This is a genomic window from Candidatus Hecatella orcuttiae (assembly GCF_002009985.1).
Lineage (GTDB): Archaea > Thermoproteota > Bathyarchaeia > Hecatellales > Hecatellaceae > Hecatella > Hecatella orcuttiae.
In genome coordinates this window covers 999,386-1,016,847 of sequence record NZ_MTLX02000005.1, presented here as the reverse complement: position 1 = coordinate 1,016,847, position 17,462 = coordinate 999,386, and the positions used below count along the sequence as shown (strand labels likewise).

Below are 17,462 nucleotides of genomic sequence, written 5' to 3'. Positions count from 1 at the left end.
TTGAGATCCAAAATTCTGTTCCGGGTCTTCAAGTATTTTCTTAGAAAATTTTATATTTCCATTTCCAGTTTAAGAATTGTTAAAAACTTATAGGTGTGATTAAGACGGCTCATGAATTCTGTAAGGATGTTGTTGAGCCGGTGAAGTTGAGGTGCGGCATGACTGTAAATCAACTCATCCTTGAAATGGGTAGGTCTGGAAGCTTTGGAGCTGGAAGGCTGGCTAAGGCTGTTGACATTTATGAGCAGATGCTGAGAGATGATGCTACTATTTTTTTTGGTTTTTCAGGCGCCATGGTTCCCGCCGGGATGAAGCAGATCGTCATCGAAATGATCAAGAGAGACATGGTAGACGTCATTGTCAGCACCGGAGCCAACATGGTTCACGACTTCGTTGAAGCCTACGGAGGTCGACATTTTAAGGGAACCTGTCAAACCGACGACAGCAAACTTTATTCCGAGAAAATCGACAGAATATACGATGTCTTCATTCCGGATCAGTATTTTGTCGACTGTTTCGATAAGCCGATGCTGGGCATCTGTCAAGAAATCTACGGGGAAATGATGAAAAACAAAAACTCGCCTAGGCTGTCGATCTCTGAGTTTTTTAAAAAAGTTGGCATGCTGATGAAACCTTGTGAAGACTCGATAATCTACGCAGCCTACAAGGCTGATAAGCCGATTTACGTTCCGGCTCTCAACGACTCCTGTTTTGGGTTGTTGTGGGATAGAAAATATCCAAGCGTGAAGGAGGTTCCGAAAATTCAATTGGATGTCATGGGCGACATGGAGAACTTCTTTGAAATGTTTAGAGCCTCTAAAAAAACGGGTGCCTTGGTTCTCGGAGGAGGAGTTCCGAAAAACTTCATCTTTCAAGCAGCTTTCACCACGGGTAAAAAATTGGACTACGCCATACAGATAACCATGGACCGCCCTGAACCCGGAGGGCTATCGGGAGCCACTTTGGAGGAGGCTGTGTCTTGGGGTAAGGTTAAAAGTAAAGCCAGCTACGTTCAGGTTATCGGTGACACCACCATCTGCTTCCCCATAATGGTGGCAGCCGTGATGGAGAGAATATTTGAGAAGTGAACTGGAAAAAGACCCTCTTAACATCTCCGCCCTCCCCCTTTTCCGGTCTGTCGCTTCCTTTCTCCGAAGCCGATTACGTCGTTGTGGGGTTTCCCTTCGACCTCACCAGCACTTACCGTTTTGGGGCGCGGGAGGGACCTAATGCTCTGAGGGAGGCCTCCCTCAACATCGAAACCTACAGCCTCCGAACCCGGGTCTTCTTAGAGGACCTTAAAATCCACGACGCTGGCGACGTGGCTGTCTCTGAAGATGTGGCTGAATCCTTTTCGAATCTGAAGGAAGTGGTTTCAAGGATTTTTCAAGCTGGGAAGAAGCCGGTGGTCTTAGGTGGAGAGCATACCCTAACTTTTTCAGCAGTCGAATCCTTGCCCAAGGATACGGGAATAGTTTCTTTTGACGCTCACTTCGACCTTCGAGACGAGTATGAGGGGAAAAAATTTTCCCACACCACCTTCATGAGGAGACTGGCGGAGAAAATAGGGCCTGATAGAATTATTTTCGCAGGTGTCAGGGCGGTGTGCAAGGAGGACTTGGCTTACGTGGAAAGCCGGAAAATCAGATACCTGACTTCCGACCAGATCCTCAGCCAAGGCTCCGCTTGGGCTGCTGGAAACATCAGGGATTTTCTCCGAAGCTTCAAGTCCTCCTACTTCACCGTCGACATGGACGTATTGGACCCTGCTTTCGCTCCCGCCGTCGGAAACCCTGAGCCGGAGGGGCTGAACTCCCATCTTCTCTTGGAGATTCTGAGGGGGGTGGTAAACGGGAAAGCGAAAGGCTTCGACTTGGTTGAAATAGCCCCAAGATACGACAGCGGCATCACAGCCGTCCTTGGTGCGAAGATAATATTTGAAGCCTTGTGCTTGCTGGAGGCGAAAAAGTTTGATTGACTGAGTGGCCGTGGGGCAGCAAAAACTTATTAATCATCGCCTTCGACCAGTGAAGTGACTGGGAAGATGCAGGAAAAAACCTTAGAAGACTACTTGGGGAAGCCTGAGGAAAAGCCGCAAGCCCCTGAAACCCCTAAAACCGGGGATATGGAAGCTTGGCGGGAGAAAATTAGGAAGCATATGGCTGAAAGGCTTGCCCCAGCCTCAGATCTGGCTGAGGCCTACCTTCTTTCAGCCACCTACGACGGTGATAAACGTTGCGCGGTTCTGAAGTTTTACAGCCCCTCCGATGAGCAGCTTTATTTTTGGTACGATAACACCGGCCACAAGCCCTACTGCCTGACAAGCCTCCGGCCTGAGGAGTTGAAGAATATCCCTGAGCTCATGGCCCATGAAGGGTTGGAGGGCTTTGAGCAGGTGGAGAAGCTGGACCCTCTAATCGACCGGCGAGTGGTGGTGACCCGGATCGTCGCCCGAGACCCCTTGGCCATCGGAGGCAGGCCTTCGGGGTGCATCAGGGACATCATCCCCCGGTGGAAGCCGGAGGACGCTTCGGTGAAGGTTTGGGAGGCTGACATAAAATACTATGAAAACTACCTCTACGATCGAAACTTGGAGGTAGGGATGCCTTACGCCATCAGGGAAGAGGAGATCATACCCTTAGAATCGAGGCTGTCCTCCAGCCTCAGCGAAGTGGAAGCGGCCTTCGCAGGCGAGTCTCCGGAGTTTTTTGAGTACATCAAAAACTGGGCGAGGCTACTGGAATGCCCTGTTCCCAAGCTGAGGTACGCTGCCTTGGACATCGAGGTAGAGTCCCCTACCCTGGACAGGGTTCCCAGCCCGCAAGAAGCCCTATACAGGGTCATTTGTGCCTCCTTAGTGGCTTCCGACTCTGTTAAAAGAGTTCTGCTGCTTCGGAGGGGAGTCGTCTCCGAAGGTTCAGCGGAGCTTCCCTCGGAGGCTAGGGTTGAATGGTACGATGACGAAAAAGAGCTTCTCAGGCAGCTGTTTGAGATCCTCACCGACTACCCTATTGTTTTGACTTTCAACGGAGATGACTTTGACCTCCGGTATCTTCATCACCGAGCTGAGAGGCTGGGCTTTGCGAGGGAGGATATCCCCATTGAGCTGGGGAGGGAATCCGCCCTCCTCCGGCTGAGCATCCACCTTGACCTCTACAGGTTTTTCTTCAACAGGTCGATTCAGGTTTACGCTTTCGACCAGAAGTACAGGGAGATAACTCTCCAAGAGGTAGCCTCTTCCCTCCTAGGCTTGGGTAAGCTGGGGTTGGACAGGGATGTTTCCCGGCTCTCCTACATGGAGTTGGCTGCCTACTGTCTCAGGGATTCGGAGCTAACCTACCAGCTGGCGGCTTTGGATGATAACTTGGTTTTGAAGTTGATCATCGCTCTTTCGAGAATCGCTAAGATGCCTTTGGAGGATGTGTCCCGGCAGGGAGTTTCTAATTGGATAAGGAGCATGGTGTACAGTGAGCATAGGAGGCGGGGAATTCTCATCCCCACTTCCAAGGAAATCCTCGCGGAGAAAGGCGTCACTGCAACCCATTCCATCATCAAGGGAAAGAAATACCGGGGCGCTGTGGTCATCGAGCCGAGGGCTGGGGTTAACTTCAACGTCATCGTTCTCGACTTCAGCAGCCTGTACCCCAGCATCATCAAAAGGTGGAACCTCTCCTATGAAACCGTCCGATGTCCCCATGAAGAATGTAAGAGAAACCTTATCCCGGAAACAACCCACTGGGTATGCACGAAGAAAAGAGGGCTGACCAGCCTCCTAATAGGCTCCCTCCGAGACCTCCGAGTTCGATGGTACAAGAGCAAAGCCAAAGACCCTTCGGTGCCGCCGGAAGTCCGTTCATGGTATTCTGCTGTCCAAAGGACTCTGAAGGTAATCTTGAACGCTGCCTACGGGGTCTTCGGAGCCGAGCACTTTGTCCTTTACTGCCCTCCTGTAGCGGAAGCCACGGCCAGCGTGGGGAGGTATGCCATTCAGGAGGTGATAGAAAAAGCTCAGGACTTGGGCATTGAAGTTATCTACGGAGACACGGACTCGGTTTTTCTGAAAAACCCTTCCGAAGCCCAAATCCGCCAGCTCATCGAATGGTCTAAAGATAACTTGGGCATGGATTTGGATGTGGACAAAGTTTACCGGTATACCGTCTTCTCCACCCGGAAGAAAAACTACATCGGAGTTTACCCCACGGGAAACGTTGACATAAAAGGCTTAACCGGGAAGAAGAGGAACACTCCGGAGTTTTTGAAGAAGGCCTTCGCCGACATGGTTAACATCCTCAGCCAAGTGGAAACCGAGGACGCCTTCTTCAACGCCAAAGAGAAGATCAAGGGGATCGTCAAAGAATGCTACAGCCGGCTGAAGAGCAAGGAATATTCTTTGGAAGACCTAGCCTTCACCGTCGTCTTGGGTAAGAGCTTGGAGGACTATGAGAAAACAACCCCTCAGCATGTGAAAGCTTTGAGGGAGCTCTCCAAGGAGGACCAAGAAAAAATCGGAGCCGGCTCCGTGGTGAGGTATGTGAAAGTGAGAAAAGACCCATGGGTTAAACTGTTATCCCAAGCTTCCCTGGAAGAAATCGACGTCAACAAATATGTGGAGCACATTCAAACCACCTTCGAACAAGTCTTGGACGCCTTGGACATCAGCTTCGAAGAGATCATAGGCATCTCCAAACTAGAGTCGTTTTTAAACTTCTAAAAAAGGGAAGTTGACAGGTTTGCCTATGCCGTCCCCCCGGAAAATCGAGATAATCCCCATCCCCGGCATGCCTCTAGTCAAACCTGGGGACGACGTGGCCGCGCTTATTTGGAAGACCGCAAAAAAGCAGCGAATACGTCTTGAAGACGGGGACATCATCGTCGTCGCTCAAGTCGTCATCTCCAAGGCTGAAGGCTCCGTGGTGAGATTAAAATCCGTGAAACCCAGCGCCATGGCTGAAATCGTGGCTGAGCGGATTCAAAAACCAGTGGGGATGGCGGAAATCATCCTCCAAGAGGCTAAAAGCATTGTAAGGTTTCGCAGAGGCCACCTCATCACCCAAACACGCCACGGCCTCATATGCGCCAACTCAGGCGTCGACCTCTCCAATGTTTCCGGCGGAGACGCGGTGGCAACTCTTCCCAGAGACCCAGATGCTTCTGCCAGAAAATTGAGAGAGCAGCTCATGAAACTGTCCGGGAAAAAGCTGGCTGTGATTATAACAGACACGTTTGGAAGGCCCTTCAGGATGGGGCAAGTCAATGTCGCCATAGGCGTTGCGGGCCTGAGGCCCATCCACGACAGAAAGGGAGAAAAAGACCTGTTCGGCTACACGTTGAAGGTGAAGGAGATAGCCGTAGCCGATGAGCTGGCCTCGGCGGGAGAGCTACTCATGGGCGAAGCGGCTGAGGCGTTGCCGGTAGTGGTTATCCGAGGATACCCTTACCAAGAAAGTGAGGACGCGGGAGCCGGCGAGTTGGTCAGGCCTGCAAAATACGATCTTTTCATCTGAAGGCTGTTTTACTTCTTTTTAATCGAGAGGGACAGCTCCCGGTAGGCAGGGGGTATGCCTTTCAGGGCTGAGACCATCCCTTCCAAAGTGGTTTGAAATATCCGCTGGGCGAACCGGTTGAGAGGCACGATCTTCCCGTCGATTTGAAGCAGAACTTTCACTTCCTCCATTCTACTGCACCTCCTTTCACGTTTATCTAGCTATGGATGCTTCTTTTTCCCTCAGACATTCTTCCAGCTTCTCGACGACGGTATCCAATTGGCTTGGGGAGATTACGCAGGGAGGGAGAAAACGGAGAGTCTTCACCCCCGCGTTCATTATCAGAACCCCCTTCTCCAGCATCTTGTTAAGGATGTCCAAGACGTCGAAGCGAAGCTCCATCCCCAGCATCAAGCCTAAGCCTCGGACCTCCCTTACAATTCTATGTCTTTCACCCAGCTCTCTTAGACGGCTTGAGAAGTGCTTCCCTAAGCGAGCTGCTGCCTCCCAGAGTCGTCCTTCCACCAGCACGTCGATGGTGGCGACGGTTGCAATGCAGGAGAGGGGGTTTCCCCCAAAGGTGGCGGAGTGTTCCCCTATCTTCAGCGAGCCCATGACCTCCTCGCCAGCTAGGGTGATGCCTATGGGGACACCGCTGCCCGCTGCCTTTGCCAGACACAGGATGTCGGGGGTGACATTCCAGTGTTCGAGGGCGAACATCTTTCCAGTTCTCCCGAAGCCTGTTTGAATTTCATCGAAGATCAGCAGTGCCCCTTGGCGGTCGGCCAGCTCCCTGAGTTCCTTCAGGTAGCCTTCCGGAGCCACGTAGACTCCGCCTTCTCCCTGAACTGGCTCCACGATGATGGCGGCTGTGTCAGCCGTCAGGGCTTTCCTGACTTCCTCCGACCGCCCATAGGGAACAAATTTCACCTGGGGAATGAGCGGCTCGAAGGGAGCTCGGTATTTGGCGTTCCAGGTGACGGAGAGGGAGCCCATGGTTTTCCCATGGTAGCTTCTCATCATGGCTATGAACTCTTTCTTTCCCGTGAACTTTCTTGAAACCTTTAAAGCCAGCTCCACGGCTTCGGAGCCGCTGTTGGACAGAAAAACTTTGTCCAACCCCTTCGGAGCTATGGAGGCCAATTTTCGGAGAAGCTGAGCTCTAGCCTCACTGTAGAGGGACCCGTGGCATGCTATGAGTTTCTCAGCTTGGGTTTGAAGGGCCTTTACCACTTTTTCGTTGCAGTGGCCTATGAAAGCAGCGCCGAAGCCGGCCATGCAGTCGATGTACTGCTTTCCATCCGCATCCCAGATGAGGGCGTCCTTACCCCGGACTACGGCGAGGTTTCTCCGGTGGTAGACGTCGGCCAGCTGGCTGTTTTCCCAGCGGATTATCTCATCTCTACTGAGGGACAATGAGGGTTCCCGCCTCATGGTTTAAAGCTGAGGTTAGGGGGGTTTCCAAGGCGCCCTTCGTCACCACCACTTCTCTGACGCCTCCTTCTAAGGCTTCCACCGCAGCGTAAATCTTCTTTCTCATACCATGCCCGATCTTGGGGAGGTTTTCCCGAGCCTCTTCCAGCTTCAGCCTTTTGACGAGAGCGCCGTTGAGGATAAGTCCCTCCACATCGGTGCAGAGGATGAGGCAGTCAGCCTTCAGGGCTTTGGCTATGTAGGCGGCAGCCCTGTCGCTGTCTACGTTTAGAAGCTGGAACTCATCGTCCACGGCTATGGGGGCCACCACAGGCATGTAGCCCAAGTCCATCAGGCAGCGGAGAGGCTGGGGGTTCACCTCTTCGATTTTCCCCGTGTAGCCGCCTTCAATAGCCACTTTTCTTCCCCTTTCATCCAAGATGATGAGTTTTTTCTTTCTGGAAGCTCTGAGAAGCTGGCCGTCCGCCCCGCTGAGGCCTATGGCGTTAACCCCTCCGCTCTGCAGAAAAGCCACGACCTGCTTGTTGATTTTACCCGCCATGACCATGGTGTAGACTTCCATGGTCTCCCTGTCGGTGTACCTGCTTTTCATTCCATCGGGAGAAACGATGAACTTCTGCTCTTTCCCCATCTTCTGGGCGGTCTCCGTAACCAGAGCCGCCCCTCCGTGGACGAGGGTGAGCCGATGGTTTAGGGCCGCGCTTTTCAGGTCTTTCAGTAGCGTGGGAGGAAAACCTGATTTGAGAAGGCTGCCCCCCACCTTTACCACAAGGAACCTGTCAGCCAATCTGAAACCTTCCTGAGAACCGTCGCTGGTAATTCGCGGTTCCTTTTAGAAAAGTCTGAAGGCGTATTTTAGCTTTCAGTCAGAAGCTTCGCAGCTAATAAAGCAAGACCAGCCCTGTCAACTTTATGGCTCGGTTTGAAGAAAAGGAAACCGGAATGCCAGCTTTTTCACAGGTCTTGGAGACGTCGATGCCCATGGCCTCCATGGAAGGCCTAGCCTCAAAGGGTTTTCGGCAAGGGTTCCCGGGGGGCACGCATTCTTCACAGAGGCGGCAGTGTCCGCAAGTGAAGCCTGTGGCGAAGGGGAACCCTAGCTTGAAAGCTTCGGTTTCAAGGAGGTTTATCAGCCTATGGAGCTTCAGCGACCATTCTGCTAGGCCTGTTTTTTCCTCTAGCGTTTCTATAAGCTCTCCTGTGAGGGGCGCGTCCGCTTTGTCTGAGGAGTCGGTGTTAGTTTCAAGCTGAACCAGCAAGGCTTTTCTGTATTTACCGAGGATTTGGGTGAACTCTTCCACGGACATGACGTAAGGCGGGCACATCAGGTTTTTCCCGTACTGGTTGCATGGGGGAATGGCACATTTCATCCTAACCCTCTTATCCACAACGATGTCCTTGGCGTTGATGACCTTGACCTCCGCGGCTCCCCCCTCCTCAGCTATCCTCACTAGTCTATCCATTGCATTGCCGCGGTAGGAACCCTTCTTCTTCATGAACCAGAACAAAATGAAGCCGTCTTCTTAAACCTATAGCTGAAAACTCAGCCTTCAACCTCGAGGCAAAAATGACCGGGAGCAGGGTAGGGAAGCCGTCAGACAGGGTAGAGGGCAGGCGGCAGTAACCCGGTTCTTTCATCCCAGCCCATCATCAGGTTAAGGTTTTGAACGGCTATGCCGGCGGCTCCCTTCATCAGGTTGTCGATAGCCCCCAAGACCACCAGCCTGTTGACATGCTTATCCAAGTCGAAGCCTATATCGCAGAAGTTGGAGCCGATGACGGTTTTGGGGTCGGGAAGCTTGTAGAGGCCTTTCTTATCCCTGACCAAGCGGATGAAGGGCTCGTTCTGGTAGAACCCCCGGTAGGCTTTCCAAACCTCCGCCAGCCCTATCTTCTCTTTCAGGAAAAGATGCGCGGTGGCGAGGATGCCTCTCACAACGTTGACGGCGTGGGCGGACATGGAAATCTTCACCGCCCCGGAGCCTGCAACCCAGTTCAACTCCTGCTCGATCTCCGCCGTATGCCTGTGACCTGTGGGCTTGTAAGGCCGGATGACGCCGGCTCTCTCAGCATGGTGGGTTGACCGGGAGGGTTTGGCTCCGGCTCCTGAAGACCCGATCTTAACGTCGACCACAACCTTGTCCTCTTCGAAAAGCCTTTCTTTGGCCGCTGGGGCTAAAGCCAGAATGCTGGCCACAGCCATGCAGCCCGGGCAAGCGACAAGCTGAGCTTTCCCTATGTCGCTCCGGTGAAGTTCAGGAACGCCGTAGACGGCTTTCTGAAGCAGTTCGGGGTGAGGGTGACTCCAGCCGTACCATTGGGGGTAGCCCTCAGGATTCTTCAGCCTGAAATCTGCGCTCAAGTCTATCACCTTCAACCCCGCCTCCAGCAGCCGGGGAACAAGCTTGGAGGAAACTCCGTGGGGGGTCGCCGTGAAGACAAGGTCGCATTCCTTCACCGTCTTCTCCAAGTCTGGTTTGGCGAACTGGAGGCTGGTCAGCCCTCTGAGGTTGGGGTGAACTCGGAAAACGTATTCGCCGCCGTATTCTCTGGAGGTTGTCTGAGCTATTTCAACTTGGGGGTGGCCCAAAAGCAGCCTGAGAAGTTCTCCTCCGGTGTAACCTGAGCCTCCGATGACGCCTACTCGAAGCATAGGCTGAGCCCTCGCCTGCAGCTATTTTCTGGCTTTTCTAAGCAAATAGCCTACGATGTATTTAGGTATGTTGACCTTCGTCACCGTGGCGGTTGCCTGAAATTCGATGGTGTGGTTAATTTCATGTACCACGATTCCCTCATCGGTTTCCATCATGTCAACTCCGAGAATTCCGCTGCCCACAGCCTCCGCTGCCTTGAGGCTTAGCTCTTGAAGCTCAGGAGTTATGCGGCAAGGTTCAGCTTTTCCTCCCCGGGCGATGTTGGTCTTGATGTCCAAGAAGGAATAACGGTAGATGCCTGTCACTGCCTCGTCTCCGATGACGAAGACCCTGATGTCCCTCGGCGGCCTTTTGACCATTTCCTGAAGGTAGTAAACTTGGTAGAGGGGGAACATGTACTCCCTTTCCTCCAAGACGGCTCCCGCTGTCTCCCTGTCCTTCAAGGGGATGATGAGTCTCCCCCAGCTTCCCACCACAGGCTTCAACATCGCCGGGTAGCCCATTTTATCCAAGGCTTCCAACGCGCTCTCTTTGGTGAAGGCTACGTAGGTTTTAGGGGTCGGTATCTTAGCCTTTGTCAAGGCGAGGGTTGTCAGAAGCTTGTTGCCGCAGAGCTGGGTAACCTTGTAAGGGTTAACGACTGTGTAGCCTCTTTTCTCTAGGAGGGCGGTGAGGTGAAGGTTTCTGAAATAGCTTACGCAGCGTTGGAGAATTATGTCGGCGAATTTTTCTCCTCCGCGCTCCCGGGCTCCCAGTTCGAAGAACATCGATTTCGAGTCTAAGAGCTTAACAGGTGTTCCCCTAGACTTGGCGGTTTCGATTATGGCTTTTTCTTCCCAACGGATCTGATCGTAGAGGATGCCTATGGAGGTGACTGATCATTCCCCCCAGTCTTCGCCGGAAATTCTGACAATTTTAACGTCGACTTTTCCAGACTGGATGCTGCTGACTTCAAGCTCTAAGCCGCAGTCCGGGCAGCTGACGATTTCCCCTACTATCACGTCGTCGGGAGCGTCGAATTCCGCGCCGCATTCAGGGCATTTGACTTTCATTTTCTAAATCATCGTACCTTCTTCAAATGTAGGTATAATAATCACAACTTAACTTTTTAAGCTTTTACATTTCACGAATCAAAATTCACCCGAACTGTTTTATCTCCACGTGTTTAGCAGCTCCCTCTTCCACCAGCTTGCGCTTAAGCTCGCCCAGCGTAAGCTTGCACTTGGAGAGGTCGACGATGGCATGCCACTCGGCGGACTTTCCCCTTTGCAGGGTTCTGGATTGGGTGGAGAGGAGGTCTACTCCCAGCTCCGCCATTTTCATGGCTGCCTTGGCCAGCGCCCCCCGCACGTCGGTGAGGGAGAGTTTTACTTCGAAGAGCTTGGCGTCGGGGTCGGCGAAGGGGATGAATTTCACTTCTTGGCTTTCCAAGTCCGCCATCAACATTACATAGGCTTCTTCTCTCAGGCCGAAGGCTTCTCGGATGGAAGCGGGGATGATCACTCTTCCTCGGTTGTCTATGCGGATGATTTCTGAGATGCGCGTAGCTCTCACCTTGTAATACTATGTATTGGTGCGGGAAAGTTTATATACTTATGTGTATATTATGGGTTTAAACCCACAAATTTCCCACAAGAAGGGATGAAAAATCCGAATAACCATCGCCATACCCAACAAAGGCCGCCTTCACAAGCCCTCCGTCAGACTCTTAACGAAAGCAGGCCTAGCGCCATCAAACTGGAAAACACGCTCTCTTTACCTATCCACGGTGATTCCTTGGCTTTCCATAGTCCTAGCCAGAGCCTCGGACATACCGACGTTGGTGGAAGGAGGAGCAGTAGACTTGGGCGTCACAGGTTACGATTACGTCGTGGAAAGCGGAGCGGAAGTGGCTGAGCTTCTTGACTTGGAGTTCGGAGGCTGCCGGATAGTTCTAGCCGCCCCTGAAGAGTCAGGGATAGAGTCTCCCCGAAACCTAACCGCTCAGACTAGAATTGCCACCAAATATCCTTCCATAGCCGGCAACTACCTCAAGGTTAAAGGTATGAAGGCTAAGATAGTGAAGGTCTCAGGAGCCGTAGAGATCACGCCCCTTATGAATGTGGCAGAGGCTGTGTTAGACATCGTCGACACCGGGGCCACCTTGAAAATTCACGGTCTGAGGATTGTGGAGGAGGTTCTGAGGTCCTCGGCTAGGCTAATAGTCAACAAGAAGGCCTTGGCGGAGAAAGGAGAGAAGATAAAGGAAATCACCACCGCTCTCCGAAGTGTTTTAATGGCTAGAAAAAAGAAGCTCCTGATGATGAACGTTCCCGAAGAAGCTCTGCAGCGGGTTCTAGGTGTCCTCCCTTCCATGGGCGGCCCCACGTTGGCGAAGGTTGAGGCTCCCGTCCCCATGTGGGAGGTGTACTCTGTTGTCGAGGAGGGGGAAATCCCCCATGTCATAAGCTCGGTTAAGACGGCTGGAGCCAGAGACATCATAGTCCTACCCGTGGAGAGGGTTGTCCCGTGAAAGAAGGGAAGCGCCCCCAGCCGATGAAGGTGATACCCTCCGTCGACATCCAAGATGGAAAATGCGTCAAACTTGTCCAAGGAAAACCCGGAACAGGGCGGGAGATCTCGGACGATCCCTTGAAAGTAGCTGAGGCTTGGGAAGCGGAAGGAGCGGAAATTCTCCACGTGGTAGATCTAGACGCGGCCTTCACAGGCAGCAGGAAAAACAGGGAAACCGTGAAAAAAATCATCAGAAGCCTCCGCATCCCTGTGGAAGTAGGCGGCGGCATCAGGCGGGTGGAGGACGCCCGGGAACTGGTGGAGGCGGGGGCTCGGTGGGTTATCCTGGGAACCGTCGCCGTGGAAAGACCTCAGGCGATTTCAGTCTTCCTAAACCGTGTAGGCGGCGACCGGGTTATCGTGGCCTTAGACTCCAGAGGGGGGAGGGTGGTGACCAGAGGCTGGACTGCAGAGGCAGCAGGTTCCCCCTTCAACCTCATACGGTTCTTCACCCGGCAGGAGGTGGCGGCTTTTCTCTACACGGATGTGAATGTGGAAGGGACGTTAAGCGGACTGGATACGGGGTTGGTTAGAAAGGTTGTAGACTCTACGGATAAACCCGTCATCTACGCGGGTGGAGTGTCCTCCCTTCAAGACCTCCTCCACTTGGCAAAGGCGGGAGTCTGGGGCGCTGTGGTTGGAAGGGCCTTATATGAGGGAGTCTTTACGTTAAAGGAAGCGAAGGAGATAGTTAGGAATGCGGCAGGCTAAGGTTGAACGGAAGACGGAGGAAACCTACGTCAAGGTAGCGGTCAACCTCGACAAGCCCGGAGAGGTTAAGCTGCAGGTGGGCAAGCCTTTCTTAGAGCACATGCTTAGGTCCATGGCCTTCCACGGCTCCTTCACCCTCGAAGCCTCAGCCGAAGAAAAAGGCCCCGTCTACGACGACCACCATATGGTGGAGGACTTAGGCTTGGTCCTAGGGCAGGCCTTGGATAAGGCCCTCGGCGACAAGAAGGGAATCAACCGCTTCGGAAGCGCCGTCCTACCCATGGACGACGCCCTGATAATGGTCTCCATAGACCTTTCAGGGAGACCCTACTACCGCTCCAACCTGAGGTTCAAGGAGCCGAAGCTGGGGGAGCTTTCCTCCGAGATGGTGGACCACTTTTTCAGGTCGCTGGCGGAAGGAGGCCGCTTCAACCTGCATATCGTAGCCATCCGCGGCTTAAACAGTCACCACAAGGCTGAAGCTGCCTTCAAGGCCTTAGGCCGAGCATTGGCAGAGGCAGCGAGGTTGAGGGAGGCGGAGGAGAAAAAGCCGCCCAGCCTCAAGGGGGTCTTGTAGACGTTAACCAAGCGCATAATCCCATGCCTCGATGTCCTCAACGGAGTCGTCGTCAAAGGCATCCACTTCAAGGGACTCCGCCATGCCGGAGACCCTCCAGCCTTGGCTCTGATGTACGATGAGCAGGGAGCCGACGAGCTGGTTTTCTTGGACGTTGGCGCCTCTCCGGAGGGAAGAGCCACCATGGTCAACGTGGTGAAGAAGACGGCGGAAAACCTCTTCATACCTTTCACGGTGGGAGGCGGGGTTCGGAGTTTGGAAGACATGGAAGCGCTCTTGGAGGCGGGAGCCGACAAGGTTTCCATCAACACCGCCGCGGTCAGAGACCCTGAAATAGTGAGGAAGGGAGCGGAAAGATTCGGAAGCCAGTGCATCGTGGTAGCCATCGACGCCCTCTATGTGAGGGAGAGCTTCTGGGAAGTTTACATCACCGGAGGACGCACTCCCACAGGCCTCAACGCGGTGGAGTGGGCTAAGAAAGTGGAAAGGCTGGGAGCCGGGGAAATCCTTCTCACCAGCATGGACGCCGACGGGACGAGAGTTGGCTACGACATAAAACTTACCAGAGCCGTCGCCGAAGCGGTGAACATTCCCGTCATAGCCTCCGGAGGCGCTGGGGAACCCCAGCACATCTACCAAGCCTTAACTGAGGGAAAAGCCGACGCCGCCCTAGCGGCCTCCGTGTTCCACTACCGGCAGTATACCGTGGCGGACATAAAGAGGGAGTTGATGAAGCTAGGTGTCCCCGTGAGGCCGCCTAGGGGGTAGCCGCTATGCTAGGGCCTGTTCGAATAAAAGACCTAAGCCCTGAGGCTTTGAGCAGACTCATCCAGAGAAACAGGTTCAGCCTTCAACTCGTAAAAGGCAAGGTGGAGGAAATCCTCCAAGCGGTGAAGCTGAAAGGCGACGAGGCCGTCGTCGAATATGCGAAACTCTACGACAGAGTTGAAATCACGGCGGAGGAGCTGCAGGTTAAGCCCTTCGAAGTCGCCAAAGCCTACGGAAAAGTGGGAGGCAGAATGCTCAGGGCGATAAAAAAGGCTGCGTCCAACATCCGGGAGGTCCACAGGAAACAGCTGCCCAAGAGCAAAGTCCTCAAGAAAACCGCAGGAGTCTACGTTCGGCAGGTCTTCCGTCCTCTGGGAACGGTGGGGCTCTACGTTCCCGGAGGCCAAGCCGCCTATCCTTCCACCGCCCTCATGTTGGCCATCCCAGCCAAGGTGGCGGGAGTTCGGAGGCTGGTCGCCTGCACGCCTCCTGCCCCAGACGGGAGAATCAACCCAGCCACCCTTGTGGCTTTGGATGTAGCTGGGGTGAAGGAGGTCTTCAAGGTGGGTGGAGTGCAGGCTGTCGGTGCCATGGCCTACGGCACCCAGACGATTCCAAAGGTTGACAAGATCCTAGGGCCGGGAAACGTCTACGTCACCGCGGCCAAGATGCTGGTCTACGGAGAGGTGGGAATCGACTTCCCCGCCGGCCCCACGGAGCTGGTGGTCTTCGCCGACAGCTCCGCTGACCCTGAACTTGTGGCGGTGGACCTGATTTCCCAGGCGGAGCACGACCCCCTTGCCGTACCCATCTTGGTCACTACAGACGGGAGATTGGCTGCGAAGGTGGGGGAAAAACTTCGAACCTACGCCTCTCAAGGGCTGAGGAAAACCGTGTTGGAAGAGGCTTTGGAAAGGTCAGGAGTCCTCCTCCTAGCGGACAGCCCGGCTCAGGCAGCTGAGTTCATCAACACCTTCGCCCCGGAGCATTTGGAGGTCCTCTGCAGGAAGCCGGAGAAGTTTGTTTCCATGATCACCAACGCGGGATCCGTTTCCCTTGGAGCCTCCACGCCCACTCCGGCAGTGGATTACGCTGTAGGGTCAAACCATGTGCTCCCAACGGGAGGAGTAGCGCGGTTCAGTTCAGGCCTCTGGGTCTACGACTTCATGAAAGCCATCAACGTGGAGTACCTCACTCCCCAAGGACTGAAGAGGCTGAGGGAGACGGTGAAGGCTTTCTCTGAGGCGGAAGGGCTTCCAGCCCATGGGCTGGCGGTGGAGAAAAGATTCAAAGGGCGAAAGGGAGGCCGACGTCGGTGAGTTTGGAGGTTCTATCCGAAGTCTACCGGGTCATCGAAGACCGGAGGCACAGGCCCAAACCCGGCTCCTATGTTTCAAGCCTCTTAAAAGGAGGAGTGGACAAGGTTCTGGGCAAGGTGAAGGAGGAAGCCCAAGAGCTGGTGAAGGCGGCTCGGGGAGGAGAAAGGCAGGAGATAGTTCATGAAGCCGCCGACCTAGTGTTCCACACTTGGGTGCTACTGGTCTTCAAAGGAATAAAACTGGAGGAACTACTTCAAGAACTCCGGAGGAGGAGGCGATAAGGTTGAAGCCGCCTAGGATAGCGGTGGTGGACTACGGGGTGGGAAACCTGATGAGCATCCGGAAGGCCTTGGAGAAAGTTGGAGCCCAGCCCTTCATCACCTCGAGGGTAGAGGACGCCCTAGAGGGGGACGCCGTGGTCTTCCCCGGCGTGGGCGCCTACCGGCCTGCCGTTGAGTTTCTCACCCCCCGCCTGCCCCAGCTTAAAAAAGCCGTGGAAAGAGGTCTCCCTCTCCTCGGGATATGCTTGGGAATGGAGCTGTTCTTCAGCGAAAGCCTAGAAGGAGGATGGTCTAAAGGCTTAGGCTTCCTCAGGGGAAAAGTAGTACCTCTACCCCAAGGTGTTAAAGTCCCCCACATGGGCTGGAACACCGTGAAGACGGTTAAAGCCCACGGCTTCCTAGAAGGCATAAACGACGGAGACTACTTTTACTTCGTTCACTCCTACTACGTGGGGGAAGCGGAGGAAGCAGCCGTTCTAGCCACCACTGAATACGGGACGGTTTTCCCGTCGGTGGTGGTTTCGGGAAGCCTCTACGGAACCCAGTTCCACCCGGAAAAAAGCGGAGCGCAAGGCTTAAGGCTTCTCAAAAACTTCGTCAGGTCGATCGGAGAATGAAGGTGTCAAATCTGCCCTTAGGCCCAGAGGAGGCTAGGAAGGTTGCAGGCCAGCTTAACTACCGGCACAACGGCCGGGTGACGGTGGTGGTGCAGGATTCCTCCACCGGAGAAGTGTTGATGGTGGCCTCCGCCAACAGGGAGGCTGTGGAGAAAACCCTCACCACGGGCATGATGTACTACTGGAGCACGGAGAGAAATAGGCTTTGGCAGAAGGGTGAAACCTCAGGCCACTACCAGTTTCTCAAGGAACTCTATGTAGACTGCGACTTCGACGCCCTGCTGGTTAAAGTCCGCCAAATAGGCGGAGCATGTCACAGGGGCTACAGGACGTGTTTCTACCGGAAACTGGAAGGAGCAACCTTCAAGGAGGAGGAAAACCTGAAATGAAGACCCTTGGCAGAAGGATTGAATTTCACACCCATTCCCTTCTCAGCGACGGAGAGCTACTGCCCAGCGAAATTTTGAGGCGGGCTGAAAACATGGGCTACGAAGCTGTGGCTGTGACAGACCATGTGGACTCAGCTAACTTGGAATCCGTCGTAACCAAGCTGACAAACATGGCCGAGGAGCTGGAAAAATACGCGGGGAAAACCCGTTTCTACCCAGGTGTGGAGCTCACCCACGTTCCACCCAAAGCCATAGGGGTTTTAGCCTCCAAGGCCAGAAGGCTGGGGGCCAAACTGGTCATAGCACACGGGGAAACTTTGGTGGAGCCTGTAACCCGGGGCACAAACTTGGCAGCCGTGGAATCCGGGGAAGTGGACATCCTCGCCCACCCGGGAATGATCAGCGAGAAAGAGTGCGAGAAGGCTTCGGGTAACGGAGTATACCTAGAACTCACAACCCGGAAGGGACACTGCTTAACCAACGGCTTTGTGGCCAAGCAGAGTTTGGAAACCGGAGCGAACTTGGTTGTTAACACCGACCTTCACAGCCCTGAAGATTTCATCACCCAAAAAGACGCCTATCAGGTTGCCTTAGGAGCTGGGCTGAGCTGGAAGGATGCCTTAGTGGTTGTCAGGGATAATCCGAGAAAACTGTTGAAGCGCCTCTTAGATTAGCC

General features: G+C 53.9%; 20 protein-coding genes and 1 pseudogene. 13 read left to right on the top strand and 8 right to left on the bottom strand.

What is annotated here, in order from left to right:
* Nucleotides 1–95: 95 nt before the first annotated feature.
* From BWM17_RS08280 to cofE, 4 genes are read left to right on the top strand one after another with little or no spacing between them, the layout of a single operon-like run.
* Nucleotides 96–1,088, top strand: coding sequence for a deoxyhypusine synthase family protein (locus tag BWM17_RS08280; protein ID WP_309493453.1), 993 nt, complete (start codon nt 96–98; stop codon nt 1,086–1,088).
* Complete coding sequence (speB, locus tag BWM17_RS08275; protein WP_309493452.1) at nt 1,085–1,978, top strand: agmatinase; 894 nt, start codon at nt 1,085–1,087, stop codon at nt 1,976–1,978. The genes BWM17_RS08280 and speB overlap by 4 nt, the downstream gene beginning before the upstream one ends.
* Nucleotides 1,979–2,032: 54 nt before the next feature.
* A complete protein-coding gene (locus BWM17_RS08270; RefSeq protein ID WP_309493451.1) occupies nt 2,033–4,711 on the top strand; it encodes a DNA-directed DNA polymerase I in 2,679 nt (892 codons plus the stop codon).
* A gap of 25 nt (nt 4,712–4,736) precedes the next feature.
* Nucleotides 4,737–5,504, top strand: a complete 768-nt coding sequence (gene cofE / locus BWM17_RS08265) for a coenzyme F420-0:L-glutamate ligase (RefSeq protein WP_309493450.1) — start codon at nt 4,737–4,739, stop codon at nt 5,502–5,504.
* 8 nt (nt 5,505–5,512) lie between these two features.
* Here the strand turns inward: cofE and BWM17_RS08260 are convergent, their stop codons facing one another.
* From BWM17_RS08260 to BWM17_RS08225, 8 genes are all read right to left on the bottom strand, one after another.
* Nucleotides 5,513–5,674, bottom strand: a complete 162-nt coding sequence (locus tag BWM17_RS08260; protein ID WP_309493449.1) for a hypothetical protein — start codon at nt 5,672–5,674, stop codon at nt 5,513–5,515.
* 22 nt (nt 5,675–5,696) lie between these two features.
* Nucleotides 5,697–6,899, bottom strand: coding sequence for an aspartate aminotransferase family protein (locus BWM17_RS08255; protein ID WP_309493448.1), 1,203 nt, complete (start codon nt 6,897–6,899; stop codon nt 5,697–5,699).
* Nucleotides 6,886–7,704, bottom strand: a complete 819-nt coding sequence (locus BWM17_RS08250; protein ID WP_309493447.1) for a [LysW]-aminoadipate/[LysW]-glutamate kinase — start codon at nt 7,702–7,704, stop codon at nt 6,886–6,888. Before BWM17_RS08250 ends, BWM17_RS08255 begins: the two co-directional genes overlap by 14 nt.
* 94 nt (nt 7,705–7,798) lie before the next feature.
* Nucleotides 7,799–8,413 (bottom strand): DUF2284 domain-containing protein, encoded by a 615-nt coding sequence (locus BWM17_RS08245; RefSeq protein WP_309493446.1) that lies wholly within the window; start codon nt 8,411–8,413, stop codon nt 7,799–7,801.
* A gap of 98 nt (nt 8,414–8,511) precedes the next feature.
* Complete coding sequence (argC, locus tag BWM17_RS08240; RefSeq protein ID WP_309493445.1) at nt 8,512–9,570, bottom strand: N-acetyl-gamma-glutamyl-phosphate reductase; 1,059 nt, start codon at nt 9,568–9,570, stop codon at nt 8,512–8,514.
* A 21-nt stretch (nt 9,571–9,591) separates the two neighbouring features.
* Nucleotides 9,592–10,431 carry a lysine biosynthesis protein LysX gene (gene lysX / locus BWM17_RS08235; RefSeq protein ID WP_309493762.1) on the bottom strand — a complete coding sequence of 280 codons (840 nt, stop codon included), beginning with the start codon at nt 10,429–10,431 and terminating at the stop codon, nt 9,592–9,594.
* Nucleotides 10,432–10,449: 18 nt separating this feature from the next.
* Entirely contained in the window at nt 10,450–10,623 is a 174-nt protein-coding gene (gene lysW/argW, locus BWM17_RS08230; protein WP_309493444.1) for an alpha-aminoadipate/glutamate carrier protein LysW/ArgW, read from the bottom strand.
* A gap of 85 nt (nt 10,624–10,708) precedes the next feature.
* The gene (locus tag BWM17_RS08225; RefSeq protein WP_309493443.1) at nt 10,709–11,125 is read right to left on the bottom strand and encodes a hypothetical protein; all 417 of its coding nucleotides are present in this window, start codon (nt 11,123–11,125) and stop codon (nt 10,709–10,711) included.
* A gap of 94 nt (nt 11,126–11,219) precedes the next feature.
* On the opposite strand from BWM17_RS08225, the gene hisG reads away from it, so the two are divergent.
* The 9 genes and pseudogenes from hisG to BWM17_RS08180 all read left to right on the top strand — a co-directional run bounded on the left by hisG (nt 11,220) and on the right by BWM17_RS08180 (nt 17,460).
* Entirely contained in the window at nt 11,220–12,083 is an 864-nt protein-coding gene (hisG, locus tag BWM17_RS08220; protein WP_309493761.1) for an ATP phosphoribosyltransferase, read from the top strand.
* Nucleotides 12,080–12,835, top strand: coding sequence for a 1-(5-phosphoribosyl)-5-[(5-phosphoribosylamino)methylideneamino]imidazole-4-carboxamide isomerase (hisA, locus tag BWM17_RS08215; protein ID WP_309493442.1), 756 nt, complete (start codon nt 12,080–12,082; stop codon nt 12,833–12,835). Before hisG ends, hisA begins: the two co-directional genes overlap by 4 nt.
* Nucleotides 12,822–13,412: an imidazoleglycerol-phosphate dehydratase gene (locus BWM17_RS08210; RefSeq protein ID WP_309493441.1), complete on the top strand. Its 591-nt coding sequence runs from the start codon at nt 12,822–12,824 to the stop codon at nt 13,410–13,412. Before hisA ends, BWM17_RS08210 begins: the two co-directional genes overlap by 14 nt.
* Nucleotides 13,413–13,415: 3 nt before the next feature.
* Nucleotides 13,416–14,180: pseudogene (gene hisF, locus BWM17_RS08205) on the top strand (imidazole glycerol phosphate synthase subunit HisF); the annotation flags it as partial.
* A gap of 5 nt (nt 14,181–14,185) precedes the next feature.
* Nucleotides 14,186–15,499 carry a histidinol dehydrogenase gene (hisD, locus tag BWM17_RS08200; protein ID WP_309493440.1) on the top strand — a complete coding sequence of 438 codons (1,314 nt, stop codon included), beginning with the start codon at nt 14,186–14,188 and terminating at the stop codon, nt 15,497–15,499.
* Nucleotides 15,496–15,780: a phosphoribosyl-ATP diphosphatase gene (gene hisE / locus BWM17_RS08195; RefSeq protein ID WP_309493438.1), complete on the top strand. Its 285-nt coding sequence runs from the start codon at nt 15,496–15,498 to the stop codon at nt 15,778–15,780. Before hisD ends, hisE begins: the two co-directional genes overlap by 4 nt.
* 2 nt (nt 15,781–15,782) lie before the next feature.
* Nucleotides 15,783–16,397: an imidazole glycerol phosphate synthase subunit HisH gene (gene hisH, locus BWM17_RS08190; protein ID WP_309493437.1), complete on the top strand. Its 615-nt coding sequence runs from the start codon at nt 15,783–15,785 to the stop codon at nt 16,395–16,397.
* The gene (hisI, locus tag BWM17_RS08185) at nt 16,394–16,786 is read left to right on the top strand and encodes a phosphoribosyl-AMP cyclohydrolase (RefSeq protein WP_309493436.1); all 393 of its coding nucleotides are present in this window, start codon (nt 16,394–16,396) and stop codon (nt 16,784–16,786) included. Before hisH ends, hisI begins: the two co-directional genes overlap by 4 nt.
* Nucleotides 16,783–17,460 carry a histidinol phosphate phosphatase domain-containing protein gene (locus BWM17_RS08180; RefSeq protein ID WP_309493435.1) on the top strand — a complete coding sequence of 226 codons (678 nt, stop codon included), beginning with the start codon at nt 16,783–16,785 and terminating at the stop codon, nt 17,458–17,460. Before hisI ends, BWM17_RS08180 begins: the two co-directional genes overlap by 4 nt.
* Nucleotides 17,461–17,462: the final 2 nt, after the last annotated feature.

Bases quoted from the DNA above. Each gene is read 5' to 3' on its own strand.
- argC (WP_309493445.1), bottom strand. From the start codon at position 9,570: ATGCTTCGAGTAGGCGTCATCGGAGGCTCAGGTTACACCGGAGGAGAA.
- hisD (WP_309493440.1), top strand. From the start codon at position 14,186: ATGCTAGGGCCTGTTCGAATAAAAGACCTAAGCCCTGAGGCTTTGAGC.
- BWM17_RS08180 (WP_309493435.1), top strand. From the start codon at position 16,783: ATGAAGACCCTTGGCAGAAGGATTGAATTTCACACCCATTCCCTTCTC.
- lysW/argW (WP_309493444.1), bottom strand. From the start codon at position 10,623: ATGAAAGTCAAATGCCCTGAATGCGGCGCGGAATTCGACGCTCCCGAC.
- cofE (WP_309493450.1), top strand. From the start codon at position 4,737: ATGCCGTCCCCCCGGAAAATCGAGATAATCCCCATCCCCGGCATGCCT.
- BWM17_RS08245 (WP_309493446.1), bottom strand. From the start codon at position 8,413: ATGAAGAAGAAGGGTTCCTACCGCGGCAATGCAATGGATAGACTAGTG.
- BWM17_RS08210 (WP_309493441.1), top strand. From the start codon at position 12,822: ATGCGGCAGGCTAAGGTTGAACGGAAGACGGAGGAAACCTACGTCAAG.
- BWM17_RS08260 (WP_309493449.1), bottom strand. From the start codon at position 5,674: ATGGAGGAAGTGAAAGTTCTGCTTCAAATCGACGGGAAGATCGTGCCT.
- hisI (WP_309493436.1), top strand. From the start codon at position 16,394: ATGAAGGTGTCAAATCTGCCCTTAGGCCCAGAGGAGGCTAGGAAGGTT.